Here is a 19,835-nt window from a genome sequence, read left to right as displayed (position 1 = left end):
GGTGCTATTGCTCGTGGGGGTGGGGATCCTTGCAGGGGCGCTGCTAATCGGTGTGGACACTTCGGTCGCTGCTGGCCGATCTTGTGACCACTCTGCCGAGTGGACAGAAGAGGGAGTAACCGCGAGAGGAACCTGCGGATCCTCGGGTAGATCTGGCTCGCTCGAACGAGGACTCGACAGAATTCCATCTTCAGAGCGAGCTCCCATTGCTCGACCCGATACGTCTGACATGCCCGGAGCTGGCTCCGGATTAAGTGACCAGGAGAGCGAGGATCTGGAAGGCCCACCCGTCTGGTGTGCCGGGACCGCTGGTGTCGAAAGAGTCGACTGTCGGGAGCGAACCGAACGCGCGTGTTTCATGGATGGGAACGAGTTTGTCGTCACTGATCACCCCGAGTCTGCAGACGAGGGCTTTGCCTGCCTGCCGACTCAAACAGTGGTTGACGCGGTAGAGATCGAAGACGTGAATGAGGAGGAGACCATCGACGTCATGGCCCTCCTGCCTGGCGCGGTCGAGGAAGCGTTCGCCACGCTCCCCATCTCCGGTGGCACAGTGCAGTTCGAGCCAGACCTACTCGGCTTCGGCTATAAGGACCGGCATACGCACATGTTCGCCGATGTGGACACGCAGACGCTCAATGAGACTCTTCTCGGCATTCCGGTCGAGATCCGGGTTCACCCGCAGACCTTCAATTGGAACTACGGAGACGGGACCAGCGGTGTCACTTATGACCCCGGCGAACCCATGCCAGACAACTGGGGCGGCGAGACCGTCGTCAAGACAAACCAGGAAACTCCTACGAGTCACGTCTACACCGACACGGGACGCTTCCCGGTCGCGCTGACTATAACTTTCGTGGGCGAATACCGGGTCGGCGGAGGAGGGCCGTGGATCGTGATCCCCGGCTCGGTCGACGTGCAGGCTTCTCCAGGAGAGGCTGACATCTGGCGGGTCGCCGCACGCAACGTCTCCGGCTCCTGCCGCGACACGAGCAGCTGGGGATGTAACGGGCCCGTCACCCTCGAACCCGGTGACACTCCGCCGAAGATCTTCGCGGATCAGTACGATGCCAACGGCAACTGGCTGGGCAACTGATCCGTGCCTCGCGCCCGGGCCATCGGCGCAGGCGACCGGGCGCCGTCGTCGTCCGCTGCCCACCGATCCTCACGGTCAGTTGAGTTCTCTGGTCGTTACGTTGCCACCGGGTTACTCAACTGGCCAGGAAGATCAGCGTGAGGGGAGGTGGTTGCCGGCGATCATGCAGCGCACCGAACCTCCGGCGGCCTCCACTGTGGAGACATCCACTGGCACCAGCGTGCAGAACTCGGAGATCCTCTCCCGCTGCTCGCCCGTGAGGGATTGCTCGGCCGTCGTGGAGAGCACCAGGTAGCGCTGGCCGTGCGCGTTGAGTTCCAGGCAGTTCCCGGCGAAGCGGTTGATCTGTTCTACCCCCAGATCCACCACGGTCCGGCCGGAGTCGCGCAGGACGCCGAGCACGTGCTCGCGCTGGGAGTGGTCACGGATCAATTCACTGCTGATCAGCGCCAACTCGGTGCCCACCGACATCATCACATTGGTGTGGTAAACCGGCGCCCCCGTCCCGTCGGTGGCGTCGAAGAGCACCGGTGAGTAGCCGAAGTCGCGGCAGAATTCGCTGAACAGGCCGGGTGAGAGTCGCCGGGAGCGACACGCATAGGCCAGGCGCTCGCGGTGATCCAGCACCATGGAACCGGTGCCCTCGAGGTACTCACCGAAACGCTCGGCGGAGGAATAATCCACCACCCGGCGCACCCGGTAGGTCTCCTGAAGGTGCGCGAGGATGTCCGCCCGACGCTCGCCCCGACGGTTCTGCGCATACATCGGGTAGAGCGTCACGGTGCCGTCGGGATGGGTGCTGAACCAGTTGTTCGGGAACACGCTGTCAGGCGTCTCGGCCGAGTGATCATCGAAGAGATCCACGCCAATGCCCAGTGCTTCCAACCGTCGCCCCAGTTCGGTGACCTCAGCGTAAGCCGCCCCGGCGACCCGACGAGCCGATTCCAGGGCCGCCCGCTGAACGGCTCCCTGCACCGCGGAGGGAAGCAATGCCTCGAGCATGCGCTGCTGGAACCTGTTGTCTGCCGCGGTCTCGGGATTCGGCGTGAACTGATGCGGCCGCACGAGCACCACCCGAGACGGTGACTGTTCGGGCTCGCGATCAGTCGCGGTGACCTTTGCCGCGCCGTCGTCGCGCAGAGTGAAGCGCGCGACCGGGGACTGAACAACCTCTGTCACAGGGTCACCCCACCGGCTTCATCGAACTGACCAGCGAGAACAGATCCTTCGGGTCTTCGGGGTCGGCCACGAGGTCCAGCGTGGTCTGCAGGTCGGTTCCGGCGGTGGCGTCGCGGACGAAGCGCAGCGCGGAGAGATCGGCGATGGCGAAGCCCACCGAGTCGAAGATGGTGATCTGCTCCTCCGACTGCCGTCCAGCCTCTTCGCCGGTGAGCACCTTCCAGAACTCGACCACGGGGAAGTCGGCCTCCATCTGCTGGATCTCGCCCTCGATCCGAGTCTGCTCGGGGTACTCCACAAAGACCCGGCCGCGGCGCAGGATCTCCGCGTCCAGCTCGGTCTTGCCGGGGCAGTCCCCGCCCACGGCGTTGAGGTGCACGCCGGGGGAGACCTGCGCGGAGCTCAGGATGGTGTTCTGCGCTTTGTCGGCGGTGCAGGTGGTGATGATGTCCGCCCCGGCCACCGCCTCATCGGTGGAGCGCGCCGCAAGCACGCGGAAGCCCAGCGGCTCCAGGTTTCGACGCAGCTTCTCCACTGCCGCGGGATCCACGTCGAAGACCTGCAGGTCTTCGATTCCCAGCGCGGAGCGGAAGGCCAGAGCCTGGAACTCGGCCTGCGAACCGGCGCCGATCAGGGCCATCCGGGTGGAGTCTTTCCGCGCCAGGGCCTTGGCGGTCATCGCCGAGGTGGCCGCAGTGCGCAGCGCGGTGAGCAGTGTCATCTCCGCGATGAACGTGGGGTAGCCGTTGTCGACATCGGCGAGCATGCCGAAGGCGGTGACGGTCTGGAATCCGCGGGAGGGGTTCAGCGGGTGCCCGTTGACGTACTTGAAGGCGTAGGTCTCCAGATCAGAGGTGGGCATCAGCTCGATCACGCCGAAGGGGGTGTGGCTGGCGATGCGCGGGATCTTGTCGAAGCTCTCCCAGCGGCGGAAATCATCTTCGAGGTAGCCGATCATCTCGGTCATTAGGGGCTCCACGCCCTCGCGCTGGATCCATCGGGCCATGTTCTTCACGTCGACGAACTGCGTCATGACGAACTCCTCTGCTGCTGGTGGTGCGGGTAGTGGCGCGTGACTCGTGCCAGGTTGATGCCCTTCAGCCTAGAAATCTCGATGTGCACATGTAAGAGAAGTTCTGTTGAAGTTTCGACCACTCACGTGTCAGTTTGTCGGGTTCCGGTTAGCATGTTGTTCATGCCTCGCCTCACCGACCTTGACCGCCGTATGATCTCCGCGCTGCGCAAGGACGGCCGTGCCCCGGTCGCGGCGCTGGCCGAACAGCTCGGGGTCGCGCGCGCCACGGTGACCAGCCGGATCGAGAAGCTCAAGGCGGCAGGGGTCATCGTCGGGTTCAGCGTGCGGGTCCATGATCACAATGAGACCGGGGAGGTCCGCGCGATCTCCTTCATCGAGGTGGTGGGCCGCACCACCGACCATGTCATTGCGGAACTTCGCGGCTTCCCGGAGATCATGGCCCTGCACACCACGAATGGCGGCTGGGACCTGGTCGCGGAGATCTCCTGTGAAAACCTGCGCGACTTCGATGAGGTGCTGCGCCGGGTCCGTGGCATCAAGGGCGTGGTGAACAGCGAGACCAGCTTGCTGCTGAGCTCCGTGGTGCGCTGATGCTCGGCCCGCTGCTGGGAGGCGAACGGGCGCCGTCGTCGTCGTTTTCCTCCCGATCCTCCCGGGTGGTTGGGCTTTCCGGTCCTAACGCTGATGCCGGGTTACTCAACTGCCCGGGTAACCTGGGGGCCTATGCGCGTCACCATTGATCCCCACACCGAAGGCGTCCTGAACAACGACGCCGGCTCCACCGTCCGCCGCTCCGTGCTGCCCTCCGGGGTGCGCGTGCTCACCGAAGAGATGCCGGGCCAGCGCTCGGTCACCCTTGGGTTCTGGATCGGCGTGGGCTCCCGCGACGAGGCCGCCCACCAGCACGGCTCCACCCACTTCCTGGAGCACCTGCTCTTCAAGGGCACCAAGACCCGCTCCGCCCTGGACATCGCCTCGGCCTTCGACAGCGTGGGCGGCGAGTCCAACGCCGCCACCGGCAAAGAGCACACCTGTTACTACGCCCGGGTGCTCGACACCGACCTGCCCATGGCAGTCGAGGTGCTCACCGACATCGTCACCTCCGCGCTGCTGGATCCGGCCGAGATGGAGATCGAGCGCGGGGTCATCCTCGAAGAGCTCGCCATGGCCGAGGATGATCCCGAGGATGTGGTCCACGAACGCTTCGGCGAGCAGGTCATGGACGGTCACCCGCTGGGTCGACCCATCGGCGGCACGCCCGAGGAGATCAACGCCGCCAGCCGCGACGACGTCTTCGACCACTACCAGCGCTGGTACCGCCCCGATGAGCTGGTCATCACCGCCGCCGGCGGACTCGACCATGACCACGTGGTCTCGCTGATCGCTGAGGCTCTGGACAAGTCCGCCTGGGACATGAGCGTCGCAGGTTCACCGGCTGAGCGCCGGGTCGGCCAGGAGACCGAGATTCCAGTCCGCGCCGGCACCGAGACCATCATCAAACCCGTGGAGCAGTCGCAGGTGATCCTCGGCGGACGCGGCATGGCCGCCGCCGACGAGGACCGCTTCGCACTCTCGGTGATGCACGCGGTCCTGGGAGGCGGCATGTCCTCCCGGCTGTTCCAGGAGGTCCGCGAACGCCGCGGCCTGGCCTATTCCACCTACTCCTTCTCCTCGGCGATGACCGACGCCGGCTACTTCGGCCTCTACGCAGGGTGTCTTCCCAGCAAGGTGGAGAAGGTCACCGAGGTCATGGCCGCCGAACTCGAGCGCATCGCCACCGACCACGTGAGCGCCGAGGAGCTCGCCCGAGCCAAGGGCCAGCTGCGCGGAGGCACTGTGCTGGGCATGGAGGAGACCTCCTCGCGCATGTCCAGGCTCGGCCGCGCGGAGCTGGTGCGTGGAGAGTTCGTGGACATCTCCGACACGCTGGAGACTATCGACGCCATCACCGCCGAGGACCTGCGCAAGGTCGCCGCCCGGCTGGCCAGCTCCCCGCGAGCTGTCACCGTGGTCGGACCCAGCTAGGCCGCGATGCGCGGCGCGCGCAGGACGCTGTTGGCTCTCGCCGCCGCGGCGATCACGCTGTCCTCCTGCGCGGAGAACCCCGGCGAGATCGGCGCAGGTTCGGGTGATGGTGATGAGCCCACCAGCCCGCCGGCTGCCGTGCACCCCGACGACGGCGCCGCGGCGCCGGGTCCCAGCGACGGCGCGGCAGTCTCCCCGGATCTGATGCCTGACCCGATCCAAGAGACCGAGGAGATGGTGGCCGAACACCTCTCCGCCTGGCAGGACTACACCGTGGTCTCCGAGACCGAGCTGCAGCTCGCGTTCTACACCGGCAATCCTGCCTGTTACGGCGTGCGCTCGGTTCTCGCTGAGAATGATCAGGAAGTCCGCGTCGCGACGATCTCCGGAACGCTGCTCGATGCGACCGACTCAGCCTGCACCCAGGAGGCGCGGTACGTCTCCGTGACGGTTGAGCTGGATGGCCCGCTGGCAGACCGTGAGGTGCTCCCCCTGACCGAGGTGGAGCTCAATCGCTAGTCGAGGAGGGAGGCGAGGTCTCGACCCCGCCGAAATACACCCGGATCTCGGTGATGTGCCCCTCGACCACGGTCAGCAGCTCTACATTGCTGAACGGCGGCTGCCCCGCCCGCTGCGCCGTGTAGCGCAGCATCACCGTGTCGGGGGAGACCTCCACCGCCAGAGTGATCTCCTGACGCAGGAACTGCTCCGCCGTGGGGAAGCAGACCTCCAGGAACGTGAGCTTGTCCAGGTGGTCATCCTGCGGGGAGGTGAAGGTCATGTCCTCGTCGAGCAGCACGCGGGCCGCGTGGATGTCCCCGACGCGATAGGCCGCGAACTGCGCCAGGGCCGTCTCCAGCGGGGTGCGGGACATCGCTGGCTCCGGCTCACCGTGATGTCGAGGTCGCCACCTGTTCCGACTCACCGTGCTGTCCAAGTCACCGAGCTGTCCAGATCATGCCCGGAATCTACTCCGCCGCTGCGTCGCGTGTCAGGAGTTGATCCCCCTTGAGGATCTGCTCAGCCTCCGGCGAAGGGTGGCAACACGTCCAGCTGGTCGCCCGGCTTCAGGACGGTGCTCTCGGCCCGGGCACGCACCCCGTTGACCAGGAACGAGCTGCGCGCACACACCCGGTCCAAGCTGGGCGCCGCGGAGGGGGCCGAGTCCGAGGCGGTGGCGACGTCGTCGGTCGCGGTGCGTCCGGAAGTCTGCGCCCGCACCAGCTGTGGCAGATCTGCGATCAGGTCGGCGAGGACGAGACCTTCGGAGGGGAGCGGTGAGGGCAGCGGGAGCTGCAGCTGTTCGGCACCAGCGGCCTCGGCTGCGGCGGCGAAGAACCGGACGGTGATCTGCTGGCTGGCCGGGCCTTGTGTGCTTTCGGCGCCGGTCGCGACGCCTGCGACAGTGCCTGTGGTGACGCCAGCCGGGTCACCGGCGGTGCCTGCGGTCTGCGCGGCGGAGGGGTCTTGGATGGTCATGGTGATCAGCCTCCGATGGCTGACATGGAGCGGTCGGGGCGGTGGAAGCTTGCCAGGTCGAAGCCGGGGCGGTCGGTGCCGTGCGCGGCGGGCTTGACCCACATGGCCTCGGCCCAGGCCTGGGCGATGTCCGCGTCCGTGCTCTCGGGGGCGCGCAGTAGGTGCATGAGGTCGAACTCCTCGTTGGAGAACAGGCAGCTCATCACACGTCCCTCCGCGGTCAGGCGGGTGCGGCGGCAGTCCCCGCAGAAGGGCTCGGTCACCGAGGCGATCACGCCGACGCGGCCGAGAGGCTCAGTCTCTGCGGACGCTCCGGGGAAGGTGTCCAGCGGGAACACATCGAAGCGCTCGGCCGGGGCGCCGTCGCGGTTCTCCTGGGTCGGGGCGAGCCGGAACCGCTCGGAGAGCAGCGCGCGGGTCTCGGCGGCGGAGATGGTGCCCTCGGCCTTCCACTGCTGGTCCCCGTCGAGTGGCATCTGTTCGATGAAGCGCAGCTCGAAGCCACGCGCCACGGACCATTCCAGCAGGTCCGCGGCCTGGGCGTCGTTGACCCCGCGCATCAGCACGGCGTTGATCTTCAGCGGAGTCAGTCCGGCGGCCGCCGCGGCCTCGACGCCCACCAGCACCTTGTCCAGGGAGTCGCGACGGGTCAGCTGGGCGAAGGTCTCTCGGTGCACCGAGTCCAGGGAGATGTTCACCCGGGTCAGCCCGGCCTCGGCGAGAGCTGCGGCCTTGCGCTCCAGACCGATGGCGTTGGTGGTCATGGCGATGGGCAGGTCGGGGTGGTCTGCGCGGAGCCCCGCGATGATGTCCACCAGATCGGCGCGGACAAGCGGCTCCCCACCGGTCAGGCGCAGTTCTCGCACGCCGAGCGTGTTCACGCCGATGTGGACCAGACGCCGGATCTCAGCGGCCGAAAGCAGCTGGTCCTTGCTGAGCCAGGGGAGCCCCTCGGCCGGCATGCAGTAGGTGCAGCGCAGATTGCACTTGTCGATCAGCGAGATCCGCAGGTCGGTGGCCCGGCGGCCGAAGGAGTCCATGAGCCCGCGCGAAGGATCAGGTCCGGTGGTGTCGGGACCCGTCGCCCCAGTGGGCGGACGATCGCTGGAGTCGGCCTGGCTCCGCAGCGCCGGCATTCCCAGCTGCACCGGCGCCGCATGGCCCGGAGCAGGGGTGAGGTCATGCTGAGCCTGCTGCATCCGGCCATCGTATCCCCGTCGGCTGGATCCCCGCTGGCTGTCTCGGGAGAAGTCAGGGGCTCCGCGTAGACTGGGCCCCATGTCAGAGACCACTACGCGCGTGCCCGTTGAAGAGCACATCAGCCGCCTGAAAGACGTCCTGGGTGCCGCGCTGGGTGCCCGGGCCACCGAAACCCTGGAGATCTCCGCCGGCAGCGTGGCCGGCCGGATCATCGCCGAACGGCTGGTCTCCGAGGTCCCGCTTCCCGGGTTCGACAACTCGCAGATGGACGGCTTCGCGCTGCGCGCCGCCGATCTCACTGTGCGCGACGGCGAGGCGAGGCTGCCCGTGGCGGGCACCACCGCCGCCGGCAATGAGCCTGCGCTGCTGCCGCTCGGTGCCGCCTTCGAGGTGATGACCGGCGCGCCGATTCCGGCCGGAGCAGACCTGGTCATCCCCGTGGAGTTCACCGAGGGCTTCGGCGCGAAGGAAGTCCATTTCACCGGACTGAGCGAGGCCGACGTCGCCCGCGGACGTTACATCCGCGCCATCGGATCGGACATCGCCGCCGGTGAGCTGCTGGCCGAGCCCGGCGATGTGATCAGCCCCGCCCAGCTGGCCGTGCTCGTCGCCTGCGGCTACGCCGAGGTCGAGGTGCTCGAACCCATCCGCACCCTGGTGCTCTCCACCGGTGATGAGATCCGCAGACCCGGCTCCGAACTGCGCCCCGGGCAGCTCTACGACGCGGACACCCCGCTGCTGGGTGCCGTGCTGGAGACCTTCGGTCACCAGGTCGTGACCTCTCGCGTCGGCACCGATGACCCTGCCTGGTTCCTCGACGCGCTCGATGCACTCGTGGCCGTGCACCACCCGCACCTGATCATCACCGCCGGCGGCATCAGCAAGGGCGCCTACGAAGTCGTGCGCCAGGGCCTGGGCAACCGTGGCATCTCCTTCGGCACCGTGGCCCAGCAGCCCGGCGGCCCCCAGGGCTGGGGCCTGCTCGAAGGCGACCTCGAAGGCCGGGGGCTGCTGCACTGGCGTTCCCAGCAGGAGGACCCCCACGCACCCATTGCAGTGATCGCGCTGCCCGGAAACCCCGTCTCCTCCGCCGTCAGCATGGAAACCCTGGTGCGTCCCGCGCTGGCAGCGGTGGACCCCAACTGTGCACCACCGCGCCGCATCACGGTGCGCACCGTGGAGGACATCAGCTCCCCGCAGGGTGTGCGGCAGTTCCGTCGGGTGCGCATCCTCGATGACGCGGCGGCCGAGGCAGGCGGCGTGCCCACCGTGGCGCTCGAAGGCGGCCCGGGCTCGCATCTGCTCGGCCATCTGGCCCGCGCGGACGCGCTGCTGGAGCTGCCCGAGGACGACGTCGAGGTTCCCGCCGGCTCGGAACGGCAGGCAGTGCTGATCACGGGCCGGGGAGTGGGCACCCGATGAGCGCGTCCCACCCGCAGCCGGTGGAGCCCACCGGCGAACACGACGACGGCGCGCAGCAGCTGACCCATGTCCGAGGAGACGGCAGCGCGCACATGGTCGATGTCTCCGGCAAGGAGATCACCTCCCGGGTGGCGCGCGCGCAGGCAGTGCTCACCACGACCACCAGCGTCACCGCCCTGCTGGCCGCCGACGGTTTGCCCAAGGGAGATGCCCTGGCCACCGCCCGGATCGCAGGCATCATGGCGGCGAAGAAGACGCCCGAGCTGGTGCCGCTGTGCCACCCGCTGCCCGTGGCGAAGGTGACCGTCGACCTTGAGGTCGATGCCCCCGCACCGGGATCGGTGCTCATCACCACCGAGGTGAAGACCACCTCACGCACCGGGGTGGAGATCGAAGCATTGACCGCGGCGGCAGTGGCGGCGTTGACTTTGTACGACATGGTCAAGGCCGTGGACAAGGCCGCCGTGATCACCGACCAGAAGGTCCTCTTCAAAGCAGGGGGCAGAAGCGGCGAATGGACCAGGACTGAGACGGAGACTGGATGACTGACACCCCGGAACTGGGAAAGACCGACTACTCCGACGCCGAGACCTCTCGCATGATCGCTCCCGTGATCGTCTCCACCCGGGCGGCCACCGGCGTCACCGAAGATCGTTCCGCGCCGGTCATCGCCGAGCTCGCGCAGACGATCGGCTTCTTCGCGAGGCCGCCGGTGATCATCCCCGACGGCGAAGGCGTGCTCGCGGCCCTTTCCGAACTGCTGGTGCAGATCGAACCGGCAGTGATCATCACCTCCGGCGGCACCGGCCTCACCCCAGATGACCTGACCCCGGAGTTCACCAAACCACTCTTGGACAAGGAGATCCCGGGCATCATGGAGGCCGTGCGCGCCCATGGGCAGTCGAAGAATCCGCTGGCCGCGCTGAGCCGGGGAGTAGCTGGGGTGACCGGCAAGACGGTCATCGTGAACCTTCCGGGCTCGCCCAAGGCCGTGCGCGAAGGCATGGAGGTGCTCGTGCAGCTGCTGCCACACCTCTGCGATCAGGTCTCCGACATCCGCGATCACGACTCCTGGGGCAGCGACTCATGAGCGCAGACGGTCCACAGTCCCTGAACCAGGCGGGACTCTCCGCCGATGAGCCCTTCGAGTTTCCGCAGGAACGAGTGATCCAGGCCGAGCTCAGTGACCAACCGCTGAGCCTGACCCAGGCCGAGGTGGAGGTCTGGGCGGACCGGGCGGGCGCCGTCGTCGGCTTCTCCGGGATCGTGCGCAATCACGATCACGGTCGGCCTGTGGACCGGCTCAGCTATACCGCGCACCCGTCTGCCGCCGAGGCGATCGCGCAGGTGGCCGTGGACGTCGCCGCGCGATTCCCGACCGTGCGGGTCTGGGTGGCCCACCGGGTGGGTCAGCTGGAGATAGGCGATCACGCGCTCGTCGCGGCCGTGGCCTCGGCGCACCGCGCTGAGGCGTTCCAGGCCTGCGCCGAGCTGGTGGAGCAGACCAAGGACCAGGTGCCGATCTGGAAGGAACAGTTCTTCTCCGACGGCACCCGGGAGTGGGTCGGCAGCTAGACCCCCACGGAAGTTCGCAGGAGGCCGAGGGAGGCCGCAGGGATCGCGGGAGGCGGAGCGGCCGGTGCCGCTTGCAGGTCAGTGAGCGGCGCGGGCGGACTTCTCCATAGCGATGGCCTTGCGCATCATCTTGCGCGCCCGCACCCGGTCTCCGGCGGTGTCATACGCGATGGAGAGCCGGAACCAGGAGCGCCAGTCCTCCGGCGCGGCCTGGGCCTCTGCGGCGTAGGTCTTGAACTGTTCGTCGGCCTGCTCGCGGTTCGCGCGGCCACCGGCCGAGCGTTCCACCGTGTCCTCGGGCAGTCCGCCCTCGGCCTCCAGCCGACGGCCCAGCCGCTCGGTGCCGATGCCGAAGAGCAGCTCGCGTCCCAGCACCCACACGCCCAGCGCCACGATCAGCATGGCGCCGGCGCCGATCAGCTGCGCGGCGAGGTCGTCCACCCGGAGGAATCGCCAGGCGGAGGCCGCCGCGCCGACCAGCATGATGGCCAGCAGCGCAATGACCAGCCCGGTCCAAAATTTTGCCTTCATCGGCCCTACAGCCCCAGGTCCAGGTAGCCGTCGAGTCCGTGGGTCAAGCCGGGTCGCGATCCCACGGTGCGCAGTCCGAGCAGTACGCCGGGCATGAACGAGGCACGGTCGAAGGAGTCGTGGCGGATGCTCAGCTGCTCCCCGGCGGAGCCCAGCAGCACCTCTTGGTGGGCGACCAGGCCGCGCAGCCGGACCGAATGCACGTGGATGCCGGCCACCTCGGCGCCGCGAGCGCCGTCGAGCGCGGTCTCGGTCGCATCAGGGGAGGGGGCGACGTCGGCGGCCTCCCGCGCCGCGCCCATCAGCTCCGCGGTGCGCACCGCGGTGCCCGAAGGGGCGTCGACCTTCTGCGGGTGGTGGAGCTCGATGACCTCCGCGGACTCGAAGTACTGCGCGGCCTTGGCGGCGAACGCCGTGGCCAGCACGGAGCCCAGCGCAAAGTTCGGGGCGATCAGCACGCCGGATTCGGGGTGTTCGGACAGCAGCTGCTCGAGGCGTTCCAGCCGATCGGCGTCCCATCCGGTGGTCCCGACCACGGCGTGGATCCCGTGTTCCACGGCGAAGCGCACATTGGCCTCGGTGGCATCCGGCACGGTGAGGTCCACGATGTGCGTGGCACCTGCCGTGAGGATCTCTTCCAGGGTGTCGCTGCGACCGTGGGCCGCGACCAGCTCCATGTCCGGTGCATTCTTCACAGCCTCGACGGCCTCGCGGCCCATGCGCCCACCGGCGCCGAGCACGGCGACTCGAATCTCTGCATTGCTCATGAACCCAGCCTAACGCGCACCCCACTCTGCGTTTTACCCCGTGGGGCGTGGTTTACCGGGCTCACGGCGGGGGCGGTAAACCACGGAAGGAGGGGTAAAACGCCGGGGGATGGCCTGTTGGAATGTGTTCACTTGTGTTTGAATGTGATCGTCCGGTCCGCGCGTCCCGAGGAGGTCCCATGCTCGCAGCTCAGCGTCGCGCCGGGATCGTCTCGCTGCTCGACAGCGCCGGGGCGGTCAGCGTCTCGGAGCTGGCCACTCGCTTCGAGGTCTCCGACATGACCATCCGCCGCGATCTCGAGAACCTCGCTGAGGCAGGGCTCATCGCCAAGGTCCACGGCGGGGCCGTGTCTCCCGCAGCCGGCGCCGCCGCGGCAGCGCGGCGCACGGAGGAGCCCGGGTTCGAGGCCAAATCTGACCAGATGCTCCCCGAGAAGCAGGCCATCGCCGCGGCCGCGGCTGAGCTTCTCGCCCCGGGAATGTCCGTCGGGCTCTCGGCCGGGACCACCACCTGGGCCCTGGCTCATCACCTGCTCAGCGTCCCCGAGCTCACCGTGGTGACCAACTCGCCGCGGATCGCGGCGATCTTTCACCGCGCCGCCGACGCCCGGGCCGATACCCACGCCCGGGAGCGGGCTCGGGAGCAGGTCGGCGAGCGGGCCAGCAGCGCGGCAGACCCGAAGGTGATCCTCACCGGAGGGGTGCGCACGCCCTCCGACGCGCTCGTCGGCCCCCTCGCAAATCAGGCGCTGCGCTCCCTGCACCTGGACCTCGTCTTTCTCGGCACGCACGGCTTCTCCGCCGCCGCGGGATTCACCACACCAAACCTCGAGGAGGCTGAGACCAACCGCACCCTGCTGGAGTCCGGGGCGCGCGCCGCCGTGCTGGCTGATCACAGCAAATGGAACATCACGGCCCTGGGCACCTTCGCCCGGCTCCCACAGATCGACGCGCTGATCAGCGACACCGGGCTGCCGAACGCCGCCGCCGCAGAGCTGCGCGAGCAGCTGACGCTGACCCTCGCCGAGACACCCGAGACCACTGAGACCAGGAGATCCTGATGACCACCGCTCCCGAGGTCCCCGAAACCCCGCATCGGCGCGCGCATAAGTCCCATGCGCAGCTCGCCGATGGCCGCGAGATCATCTTCTTCGACGATGTTCCGCGCACCCGGACCATCCAGGATCGACGCGAGATCACCCGCCCCGAGGGTGGCAATGAGATGCGCTATGACCCGCTGCTGCGTGAATGGGTGGCCATCGCCGCGGCTCGCCAGCACCGCACCCACCTGCCCTCCAGTGATCAATGCCCGCTCTGCCCGACCACGGAAGATCGCGCCAGCGAGGTCCCGCAGGCCGAGTACGACGTCGTCGTCTTCGAGAACCGCTTCCCCTCCTTCCGCGGCGACATCCCGGTTCCCGCCGACTTCCTGAGCACGACGACGGCGGCCGCCGAGTCCGCAGGAATCCGCCAGCCCGGCTCGGGCCGATGCGAGGTGGTCTGCTTCACCGATGACCACACCTCCCAGCTGGCCCAGGTCAGTGCCGCGCGGATGCGCACCGTGGTGGATGCCTGGGCGGACCGCACGGAAGCGATGTTGGCAGAGCCCGGAGTCGAGCAGGTCTACTGCTTCGAGAATCGCGGCGAGGAGATCGGTGTGACCCTGCACCATCCGCATGGGCAGATCTACGGCTATCCGTTCGTCACCCCGCGCACCCGGGCCCTGCTGGAATCCGCCGCGGACTACCGGGAGCGCCGGGGAGCGGACCTCTTCGCCGACGTCCTGGCCGCGGAGGTCTCCGACGGCCGGCGGATCGTGGCGCGCACCGAGCATTGGACCGCGTTCATCCCCGCCTGGGCGCGCTGGCCGGTGGAGCTGCACATCTACCCGCATCGCGCGGTGGAGCGTCTCCCGGAACTCACCGATGCGGAGCGGGAAGACTTCGCCGCGCTCTACTTGGACCTGCTTCAGCGCGGGGACCGGCTCTTCGACGGCCCGCTGCCCTATATCTCCGGCTGGCAGCAGGCCCCGGCCTCCGCGGAGCGCGGACTGATGCGCCTGCACCTGCAGCTGTTCTCGATCCGGCGCGCGGAGAATAAGCTGAAGTTCCTGGCCGGCTCGGAATCCGGCATGGGGGTGTTCATCAATGACATCGCGCCTGAGGACATGGCCCGTCGGCTGGTGGACCTGGGTGCTGAATCTTCGACAGACGCTGAACCACAGACAGGGGAGACACGATGAAGCTGCTGGTCACCGGGGGCGCCGGATACATCGGATCAGTGGTGGTGCAGCAGCTGCTCGCCGAAGGCCACACCGTAGAGGTGCTGGACAACCTGAGCACCGGCCACGCCGATTCCATCCTCGGCGGAGCGATCTGGCATGAGGCCGACCTGCACCAGGTGGGGCGCATCCTGGACTCCAGCTTCGACGGAGTGGTCCACCTCGCCGCACGCTCCCTGGTCGGGGAATCGGTCTCCCACCCGGAGCGGTACTGGCACGGCAATATCGTGGCCACCCTCGCCCTGATCGACGCGATGCGCGAGGCCGGGGTGCCCCGCCTGGTGTTCTCCTCCACGGCAGCCGTCTACGGGGAGCCGGCCGGCGCCAGCATCTCCGAGACCGATCAGACCATGCCGACCAACCCCTACGGCGCGTCGAAGCTCGCGATCGATCACATGCTCACCGCCGAGGCGCACGCTCACGGCCTGGCGGCGATCAGCCTGCGCTACTTCAACGTCGCCGGTGCCTCCGGGGAGCTGCGCGAGCGCCACGACCCGGAGACCCACCTGATCCCGAACCTGCTGAAGGTCGCCGCGGGGGAGAAGGAGAGCGCAAGCATCTTCGGGACCGACTACCCGACCGAGGACGGCACGGCGGTGCGCGACTATATCCACGTGCGCGACCTCGCCGAGGCGCACCTGCGCGCACTCAAGGCGGCCACGCCGGGCACCCACGAGATCTACAACCTGGGCACCGGCACCGGCACCTCGGTGCGAGAGATCATCGACGCCGTCCGTGAGGTCACGGGCCGCGAGGTCCCCGCAGTCGAAGAGCCTCGCCGGGCCGGTGACCCCGCCGTGCTGGTGGCCTCCGGACAGCGAGCGCTGGAGGACCTCGGCTGGCAGCCCACCAGGGATGTCCGCCAGATGGTGGCCGACGCGTGGAACGCGCTGGACGGCGACGCCCGGGGAGGCGCTTCCGAAACCTCTTCTGTCCCCTCCGCAATCAGCTCCACCGGAGGCGCCGCATGAGCTCCGCACCGCGTGCGCTCTCCGACGCCTTCCAGGAGGTCTTCGGCCGGGACAGTGCCGGAATCTGGGCGGCCCCCGGGCGGGTGAACCTGATCGGGGAGCACACCGACTACAACGGTGGCTTCGTGCTGCCCTTCGCACTGCCACAGACCAGCCGGGTCGCCGCCGCCACCCGCGGCGACCGGATCGTGCATGTCCGGTCCCTGCTCAACGGTGAGACCGCGGAGTTCAGCCTGGATGGGCTGCGCCCCGGCGTCGTCGAGGGCTGGGCCGCCTACGCCGCGGGGATGCTGTGGTCGCTCGAGCAGGCTGGGCACCTGCTGCCGGGGATGGACCTGCTCATCGACTCGGAAGTCCCGATCGGCGCGGGACTGTCCTCCTCGGCCGCCCTGGAATGCTCCGTCGGCCTGGCTGCCACCGAACTGGCCGGCGTCGGACTTCCCGCCGTCGAGCTTGCTCAGCTGGCACAGCATGCGGAGAACGACTTTGTCGGGATGCCCTGCGGAATCATGGATCAGATGGCGTCGATCGCCGCGCAGGCCGAGCATGCGCTGCTGCTTGACACCCGGAGCATGGCGATCGAGCACGTCCCGTTCATGCTGGCGCAGGACGGGCTGGCGCTGCTGGTCATCGATTCACTGGCGGAACACCGGCTGGTCGACGGCGAGTACGCCGCTCGCCGTTCCCAGTGCGAGACAGGAGCGCGGCAGCTGGGTCTGGAGAGTCTGCGCGAGCTCAACGACGACGGCGTCGCGCCGGAGGAGCTGTCCGCTCGGCTTGAGGACCCGGTCATCCTGCGCCGGGTCCGCCACGTGCTCACCGAGAACACCCGCGTGCTTGCGGCTCGCGAAGCGCTGAGCATCGGCGCCTACGCCGAGCTCGGTGAGATCCTCAGTGCCTCCCATGCTTCGCAGCGCGATGACTTTGAGATCACGGTCCCGGAGACCGACACGCTGGTCGAGACGCTGATGGCCCCGCACCAGGATCATGGAGCCCAGCCCGCGCTGGGAGCCCGACAGGTGGGCGGGGGCTTCGGCGGCTGCGTGATCGCGCTGATCGACGCCGACTCCTTCGAGGGGCTGCTCGGCGCCGTGCAGGAGAACGCCCGTCGGCACGGCTTCACCGAGCCCACCGGTTTCCTCGCTCAGCCCTCCGCGGGCGCCCGCCGACTCAGCTGACCCCGCCCCTCCCAGACCCCAGCGTTTTACCCCCGCGTCCGTGGTTTACCGGGCCCACCGTCGCGGAGGTATTCCACGGAGGGCGGGGTAAAACGCGGCGGGAGGAACCTCAGCGGCGGGCGACGGCGTTGCCGGCTGCGTGGGTGAGCGCCTCCAAGGGGCCGCGTCGGCGCAGCAGGAACCGCAGCAGACCCGCCGCCAGCGCCCCCAGGATCAGGATCATGAGCATCTGTGTGGCGGAATACTGCGCCAGGAAGGTCATGAACTCCGGCACCTGAGCCCCGTTCCAGTAGTGCAGCACCACCAGGTGGCCCACATACAGGGTCAGCGGCATGGCTCCGGCGCCGATCAGCGGAGCCAGCAGCCAGCGCAGCTTCTCCGCGATGAGCAGGCACATCCCGAGCACCAGCATCGAGGTGCCCAGGGTGTGGATCAGGTCCATGGTGGAGCCCTGATGCGGGGTGGCGAGCAGGAACCAGGCGTTCTCGGTCACCAGGGGCACCTGATACGTGCCGGCCAGCAGCTCGGCGCGCAGCTCCGCGGTGGACCAGCCATAGCGGCCCGCCAGTTCGGTGATGAATTCGGACTGGAAGAGCATCCACAGGTGGACGCCATAGCTGATCAGCGCCAGGGCCAGGCCCGTGCCCGCGAGTCTGAGCGCGGTGCTCGTGCGCTGCAGCTTCAACCGGCCGATGGCCATGCCGGCGAAGAGGTACGCGGGCCAGATCAAGAGCGGGTAATACCCGGTCAGCGCGAGATCCATGCCCATCAGACCGGGGTCCGCGAGGTCGGTCAGCGAGGGGGAGTGCCACAGTCTCCAGGTGTCGGGGAACTGGGTGAGGCTGTCACGCAGATCATTGTGCAGCCACCAATACGCCACCGGGGCGGCGGCCACCCAGAGACCCGCCAGGGCGAACAGCGGGACCGCGCCCAGGCGCAGGAACGGGATCGCGAGCAGGAACAGCAGCCCGTAGTGGACCAGGATGATCGCCACGCCAGAGTCCAGGTGTGCGACGAGCAGCCCGATGACCACCACGATCACCGCCCGCACGGCGATGGCCTTGCGGTCCCCGGCCAGCTGCGTCTTGGAGTGCGCCCGTCCGGCGCCGCCGCTGAGCAGCGCCAGGCCGACACCTGCCAGCAGCGCGAAGAGGGCTGAGGGGCGGCCCGTGAAGAGCAGCCCCGCCCAGGTGGCCTCGTGGCCGGGCTCGGAGATGGTGGGCAGCACGTGGACGGTCATCATCCCCAGCAGTGCGAGGCCGCGGGCGGCGTCGACTCCCGAGATGCGACGGGTACGTGCGGAGGCGGTGCCGGCTGTGATCACAGACCGTACGCTACTGCCTCCTGTGCGTCGGCCGGAGATCACCTGACATGGAACCTGAAAAAAACTTCCCGGTCCCTGCAACCTTTCACCGTCCCCGGCGGTAGTCCTGGTGTGAGCACAACACGTGATCACAATCACTGCTTGAGGAACCAGGAGAGGCAACGTCATGCGTAAGTCACTGCCCCTAGCAACCACCGCAGTTGTGGGTCTGGCCATCGCCGGATCCGCAGCCCCGGCCTACGCCGATTCACACGAGGGTGCCTCCGCGCATCTGTCCGTGCTGCACGCCGTGCCGGACCTTCCCGTGGACGTCTACGTCAACGGTGAACTGACCCTCGATGATTTCGCCCCCGGCGACCTGGCCGGACCGCTGGAGCTGCCCGGCGGGGACTACGAGGTCGCCATCACCGCCGCCGACGCTGAGGATGACTCCGAGCCGGTTCTCGGACCGGTGGATCTGACCCTCGAGGAGGGTGTGAACTACACCGCCGCGGCCCATCTGGACGCTGACGGCCAGCCCACCGTGACCCCGTTCGAGAACGACACCTCGGAGCTGGCAGCCGGTGAGGGTCGACTGACCGTTCGTCACCTGGCCGCTGCCCCCGAGGTCGACATCTGGGCCAACGGGGAGGTCGCCGTCGAGGCGCTCGCGAACCCCGATGAGGCCAGCCTGGAGCTGCCCGCCGGCACCCTCGAGGCCGCGGTCTCACTGACCGGCGAGTCTGATCCCGTCATCGGTCCCGCCGATGTGGCAGTCGCTGAGGGTGCCTCCACCATCGTCTACGCGTGGGGCTCGGCGGAGAACGGAAACCTCGCCCTGGCCACCCAGACCGTCGAGGGCATGCACTCCTCGCCGGACGGTGTCCCGACCGGCAACTACGAGGTTCCCGCCGCACAGTCCTCCACGGGCTGGATCGCTGGTCTCGGCGTGCTGGCCCTGGCAGGCGTCGGCGCTGTGGCCTTCGGCGCTCGCGCGAAGAGCCGCGCCTGAGATGAGCACCACCCGTCGCGGCCCATCCCGGGGTCATCCGCGCGTCCTGAGCCTGGCGGTGATCGCCGCGCTGGCGGTCTCCGGCTGCGCGGGAGGCTCCGGGAATGAGCCGACGGCGGAGATGTCCGCACCTGATGATTCTGCGGGGCCTTCGGCGTTCAGGGCGCCGGAGGCCCCCGGTCAGGCGGACTCCTCCGCAGGGTTGGACGGCTCCGAGGTGCAGGTCCGCTCGGCCGAGCTGGGCAGGGCTCAGGAGGCCCCGGAACCGGTGGAGGTTCGTTACCCGGGGATTGACGCCGAGCTGCCGGTGCAGCCGCGCGGCGTGGCCAGCGACGGGCAGATGGATATCCCCGACGACGCCGCCCAGGCTGCCTGGTACCAATACGGCAAGGCACCGGCCGACGACGTCGGCACCACTGTCATCTCAGCCCATGCTGGTTCTGAGGAGACTCCGATCGGACCGCTGTATGCGCTCAAGGATGCTCGCCCCGGGGAGGAGATCACCGTCCTCGACGAGTCCGGGGAGGAACACCGCTACGCGGTCACCGAGGTCGAGCAGCTCGGCAAGGACGGGCTGGACTTTGCTCCATACTTCGACCGAGCGGGTCAGCATCGTCTGGTGCTGATCACCTGCGGAGGTCAGTGGATTCCTGAGCGAAACAGCTATGCTGACAACATCATCGTGGTTGCTGAACCTGCGGACTGAACGGTCGAGGACCGTGTCCGCGCCGAGTGTGAAACCGTTCCCCGACCGAGGAGGCGCTCTGGACCCGCAGCCCC

General features: G+C 68.3%; 22 protein-coding genes. 14 read left to right on the top strand and 8 right to left on the bottom strand.

What is annotated here, in order from left to right:
• Nucleotides 1-436: 436 nt before the first annotated feature.
• Nucleotides 437-1,096, top strand: a complete 660-nt coding sequence (locus IY716_RS03975) for a hypothetical protein (RefSeq protein WP_369699582.1) — start codon at nt 437-439, stop codon at nt 1,094-1,096.
• A gap of 132 nt (nt 1,097-1,228) precedes the next feature.
• On the opposite strand, the gene ctlX is transcribed toward IY716_RS03975, so the two are convergent.
• Both ctlX and IY716_RS03965 read right to left on the bottom strand, forming a co-directional pair.
• Nucleotides 1,229-2,275, bottom strand: coding sequence for a citrulline utilization hydrolase CtlX (gene ctlX, locus IY716_RS03970; protein WP_218220292.1), 1,047 nt, complete (start codon nt 2,273-2,275; stop codon nt 1,229-1,231).
• A gap of 4 nt (nt 2,276-2,279) precedes the next feature.
• A complete protein-coding gene (locus IY716_RS03965; RefSeq protein ID WP_218220291.1) occupies nt 2,280-3,308 on the bottom strand; it encodes an ornithine cyclodeaminase in 1,029 nt (342 codons plus the stop codon).
• Nucleotides 3,309-3,470: 162 nt separating this feature from the next.
• Here IY716_RS03965 and IY716_RS03960 point away from each other — a divergent pair, with 162 nt between their 5' ends.
• From IY716_RS03960 to IY716_RS03950, 3 genes are all read left to right on the top strand, one after another.
• Nucleotides 3,471-3,902, top strand: coding sequence for an Lrp/AsnC family transcriptional regulator (locus IY716_RS03960; RefSeq protein ID WP_218220290.1), 432 nt, complete (start codon nt 3,471-3,473; stop codon nt 3,900-3,902).
• A 132-nt stretch (nt 3,903-4,034) separates the two neighbouring features.
• The gene (locus tag IY716_RS03955) at nt 4,035-5,336 is read left to right on the top strand and encodes a pitrilysin family protein (protein ID WP_218220289.1); all 1,302 of its coding nucleotides are present in this window, start codon (nt 4,035-4,037) and stop codon (nt 5,334-5,336) included.
• A 6-nt stretch (nt 5,337-5,342) separates the two neighbouring features.
• Complete coding sequence (locus IY716_RS03950) at nt 5,343-5,855, top strand: hypothetical protein (protein ID WP_218220288.1); 513 nt, start codon at nt 5,343-5,345, stop codon at nt 5,853-5,855.
• On the opposite strand, the gene IY716_RS03945 is transcribed toward IY716_RS03950, so the two are convergent.
• The 3 genes from IY716_RS03945 to moaA all read right to left on the bottom strand — a co-directional run bounded on the left by IY716_RS03945 (nt 5,845) and on the right by moaA (nt 7,951).
• A complete protein-coding gene (locus IY716_RS03945) occupies nt 5,845-6,210 on the bottom strand; it encodes a nuclear transport factor 2 family protein (protein ID WP_218220287.1) in 366 nt (121 codons plus the stop codon). The two genes, IY716_RS03950 and IY716_RS03945, sit on opposite strands and share 11 nt — an antisense overlap.
• A 146-nt stretch (nt 6,211-6,356) precedes the next feature.
• Entirely contained in the window at nt 6,357-6,815 is a 459-nt protein-coding gene (locus IY716_RS03940) for a MoaD/ThiS family protein (RefSeq protein ID WP_255316417.1), read from the bottom strand.
• Nucleotides 6,816-6,820: 5 nt separating this feature from the next.
• Nucleotides 6,821-7,951, bottom strand: a complete 1,131-nt coding sequence (moaA, locus tag IY716_RS03935; RefSeq protein WP_218221392.1) for a GTP 3',8-cyclase MoaA — start codon at nt 7,949-7,951, stop codon at nt 6,821-6,823.
• A 142-nt stretch (nt 7,952-8,093) separates the two neighbouring features.
• Here moaA and glp point away from each other — a divergent pair, with 142 nt between their 5' ends.
• The 4 genes from glp to IY716_RS03915 are packed head-to-tail and all read left to right on the top strand — an operon-like array spanning nt 8,094 to nt 11,012.
• The gene (gene glp, locus IY716_RS03930) at nt 8,094-9,437 is read left to right on the top strand and encodes a gephyrin-like molybdotransferase Glp (RefSeq protein WP_218220286.1); all 1,344 of its coding nucleotides are present in this window, start codon (nt 8,094-8,096) and stop codon (nt 9,435-9,437) included.
• A complete protein-coding gene (moaC, locus tag IY716_RS03925) occupies nt 9,434-9,982 on the top strand; it encodes a cyclic pyranopterin monophosphate synthase MoaC (protein ID WP_218220285.1) in 549 nt (182 codons plus the stop codon). The genes glp and moaC overlap by 4 nt, the downstream gene beginning before the upstream one ends.
• Nucleotides 9,979-10,527, top strand: a complete 549-nt coding sequence (locus IY716_RS03920; RefSeq protein ID WP_218220284.1) for a MogA/MoaB family molybdenum cofactor biosynthesis protein — start codon at nt 9,979-9,981, stop codon at nt 10,525-10,527. Before moaC ends, IY716_RS03920 begins: the two co-directional genes overlap by 4 nt.
• The gene (locus tag IY716_RS03915) at nt 10,524-11,012 is read left to right on the top strand and encodes a molybdenum cofactor biosynthesis protein MoaE (protein WP_218220283.1); all 489 of its coding nucleotides are present in this window, start codon (nt 10,524-10,526) and stop codon (nt 11,010-11,012) included. The genes IY716_RS03920 and IY716_RS03915 overlap by 4 nt, the downstream gene beginning before the upstream one ends.
• Nucleotides 11,013-11,090: 78 nt before the next feature.
• Here the strand turns inward: IY716_RS03915 and IY716_RS03910 are convergent, their stop codons facing one another.
• The gene (locus tag IY716_RS03910; RefSeq protein WP_218220282.1) at nt 11,091-11,543 is read right to left on the bottom strand and encodes a hypothetical protein; all 453 of its coding nucleotides are present in this window, start codon (nt 11,541-11,543) and stop codon (nt 11,091-11,093) included.
• Nucleotides 11,544-11,548: 5 nt separating this feature from the next.
• Complete coding sequence (gene dapB, locus IY716_RS03905) at nt 11,549-12,310, bottom strand: 4-hydroxy-tetrahydrodipicolinate reductase (protein ID WP_218220281.1); 762 nt, start codon at nt 12,308-12,310, stop codon at nt 11,549-11,551.
• A 179-nt stretch (nt 12,311-12,489) separates the two neighbouring features.
• On the opposite strand from dapB, the gene IY716_RS03900 reads away from it, so the two are divergent.
• From IY716_RS03900 to galK, 4 genes are read left to right on the top strand one after another with little or no spacing between them, the layout of a single operon-like run.
• Nucleotides 12,490-13,371 carry a DeoR/GlpR family DNA-binding transcription regulator gene (locus IY716_RS03900; RefSeq protein ID WP_218220280.1) on the top strand — a complete coding sequence of 294 codons (882 nt, stop codon included), beginning with the start codon at nt 12,490-12,492 and terminating at the stop codon, nt 13,369-13,371.
• Entirely contained in the window at nt 13,371-14,552 is a 1,182-nt protein-coding gene (gene galT, locus IY716_RS03895; RefSeq protein WP_218220279.1) for a galactose-1-phosphate uridylyltransferase, read from the top strand. Before IY716_RS03900 ends, galT begins: the two co-directional genes overlap by 1 nt.
• Nucleotides 14,549-15,562, top strand: coding sequence for a UDP-glucose 4-epimerase GalE (galE, locus tag IY716_RS03890; RefSeq protein ID WP_218220278.1), 1,014 nt, complete (start codon nt 14,549-14,551; stop codon nt 15,560-15,562). The genes galT and galE overlap by 4 nt, the downstream gene beginning before the upstream one ends.
• Nucleotides 15,559-16,740, top strand: coding sequence for a galactokinase (gene galK, locus IY716_RS03885; protein WP_218220277.1), 1,182 nt, complete (start codon nt 15,559-15,561; stop codon nt 16,738-16,740). The genes galE and galK overlap by 4 nt, the downstream gene beginning before the upstream one ends.
• 109 nt (nt 16,741-16,849) lie before the next feature.
• On the opposite strand, the gene IY716_RS03880 is transcribed toward galK, so the two are convergent.
• Complete coding sequence (locus tag IY716_RS03880; RefSeq protein ID WP_218220276.1) at nt 16,850-18,064, bottom strand: heparan-alpha-glucosaminide N-acetyltransferase domain-containing protein; 1,215 nt, start codon at nt 18,062-18,064, stop codon at nt 16,850-16,852.
• Nucleotides 18,065-18,230: 166 nt separating this feature from the next.
• Between IY716_RS03880 and IY716_RS03875 the strand changes: the two genes are divergently transcribed.
• Nucleotides 18,231-19,055, top strand: a complete 825-nt coding sequence (locus tag IY716_RS03875) for a DUF4397 domain-containing protein (protein ID WP_218220275.1) — start codon at nt 18,231-18,233, stop codon at nt 19,053-19,055.
• A gap of 1 nt (nt 19,056) precedes the next feature.
• Entirely contained in the window at nt 19,057-19,761 is a 705-nt protein-coding gene (locus IY716_RS03870; protein ID WP_218220274.1) for a class F sortase, read from the top strand.
• Nucleotides 19,762-19,835 lie beyond the last annotated feature (74 nt).

This window comes from Nesterenkonia sp. Act20, assembly GCF_019173455.1.
Lineage (GTDB): Bacteria > Actinomycetota > Actinomycetes > Actinomycetales > Micrococcaceae > Nesterenkonia.
The sequence above is the reverse complement of the archived record's forward strand: the minus strand, read 5'-3'. Positions and strand labels throughout refer to the sequence as shown.

Coding starts and splice junctions, on each gene's coding strand:
- IY716_RS03965 (WP_218220291.1), bottom strand. CDS start 3,308: ATGACGCAGTTCGTCGACGTGAAGAACATGGCCCGATGGATCCAGCGC.
- IY716_RS03960 (WP_218220290.1), top strand. CDS start 3,471: ATGCCTCGCCTCACCGACCTTGACCGCCGTATGATCTCCGCGCTGCGC.
- IY716_RS03955 (WP_218220289.1), top strand. CDS start 4,035: ATGCGCGTCACCATTGATCCCCACACCGAAGGCGTCCTGAACAACGAC.
- IY716_RS03950 (WP_218220288.1), top strand. CDS start 5,343: ATGCGCGGCGCGCGCAGGACGCTGTTGGCTCTCGCCGCCGCGGCGATC.
- IY716_RS03945 (WP_218220287.1), bottom strand. CDS start 6,210: ATGTCCCGCACCCCGCTGGAGACGGCCCTGGCGCAGTTCGCGGCCTAT.
- IY716_RS03940 (WP_255316417.1), bottom strand. CDS start 6,815: ATGACCATCCAAGACCCCTCCGCCGCGCAGACCGCAGGCACCGCCGGT.
- moaA (WP_218221392.1), bottom strand. CDS start 7,951: ATGCCGGCGCTGCGGAGCCAGGCCGACTCCAGCGATCGTCCGCCCACT.
- glp (WP_218220286.1), top strand. CDS start 8,094: ATGTCAGAGACCACTACGCGCGTGCCCGTTGAAGAGCACATCAGCCGC.
- moaC (WP_218220285.1), top strand. CDS start 9,434: ATGAGCGCGTCCCACCCGCAGCCGGTGGAGCCCACCGGCGAACACGAC.
- IY716_RS03920 (WP_218220284.1), top strand. CDS start 9,979: ATGACTGACACCCCGGAACTGGGAAAGACCGACTACTCCGACGCCGAG.
- IY716_RS03915 (WP_218220283.1), top strand. CDS start 10,524: ATGAGCGCAGACGGTCCACAGTCCCTGAACCAGGCGGGACTCTCCGCC.
- IY716_RS03910 (WP_218220282.1), bottom strand. CDS start 11,543: ATGAAGGCAAAATTTTGGACCGGGCTGGTCATTGCGCTGCTGGCCATC.
- dapB (WP_218220281.1), bottom strand. CDS start 12,310: ATGAGCAATGCAGAGATTCGAGTCGCCGTGCTCGGCGCCGGTGGGCGC.
- IY716_RS03900 (WP_218220280.1), top strand. CDS start 12,490: ATGCTCGCAGCTCAGCGTCGCGCCGGGATCGTCTCGCTGCTCGACAGC.
- galT (WP_218220279.1), top strand. CDS start 13,371: ATGACCACCGCTCCCGAGGTCCCCGAAACCCCGCATCGGCGCGCGCAT.
- galE (WP_218220278.1), top strand. CDS start 14,549: ATGAAGCTGCTGGTCACCGGGGGCGCCGGATACATCGGATCAGTGGTG.
- galK (WP_218220277.1), top strand. CDS start 15,559: ATGAGCTCCGCACCGCGTGCGCTCTCCGACGCCTTCCAGGAGGTCTTC.
- IY716_RS03875 (WP_218220275.1), top strand. CDS start 18,231: ATGCGTAAGTCACTGCCCCTAGCAACCACCGCAGTTGTGGGTCTGGCC.
- IY716_RS03870 (WP_218220274.1), top strand. CDS start 19,057: ATGAGCACCACCCGTCGCGGCCCATCCCGGGGTCATCCGCGCGTCCTG.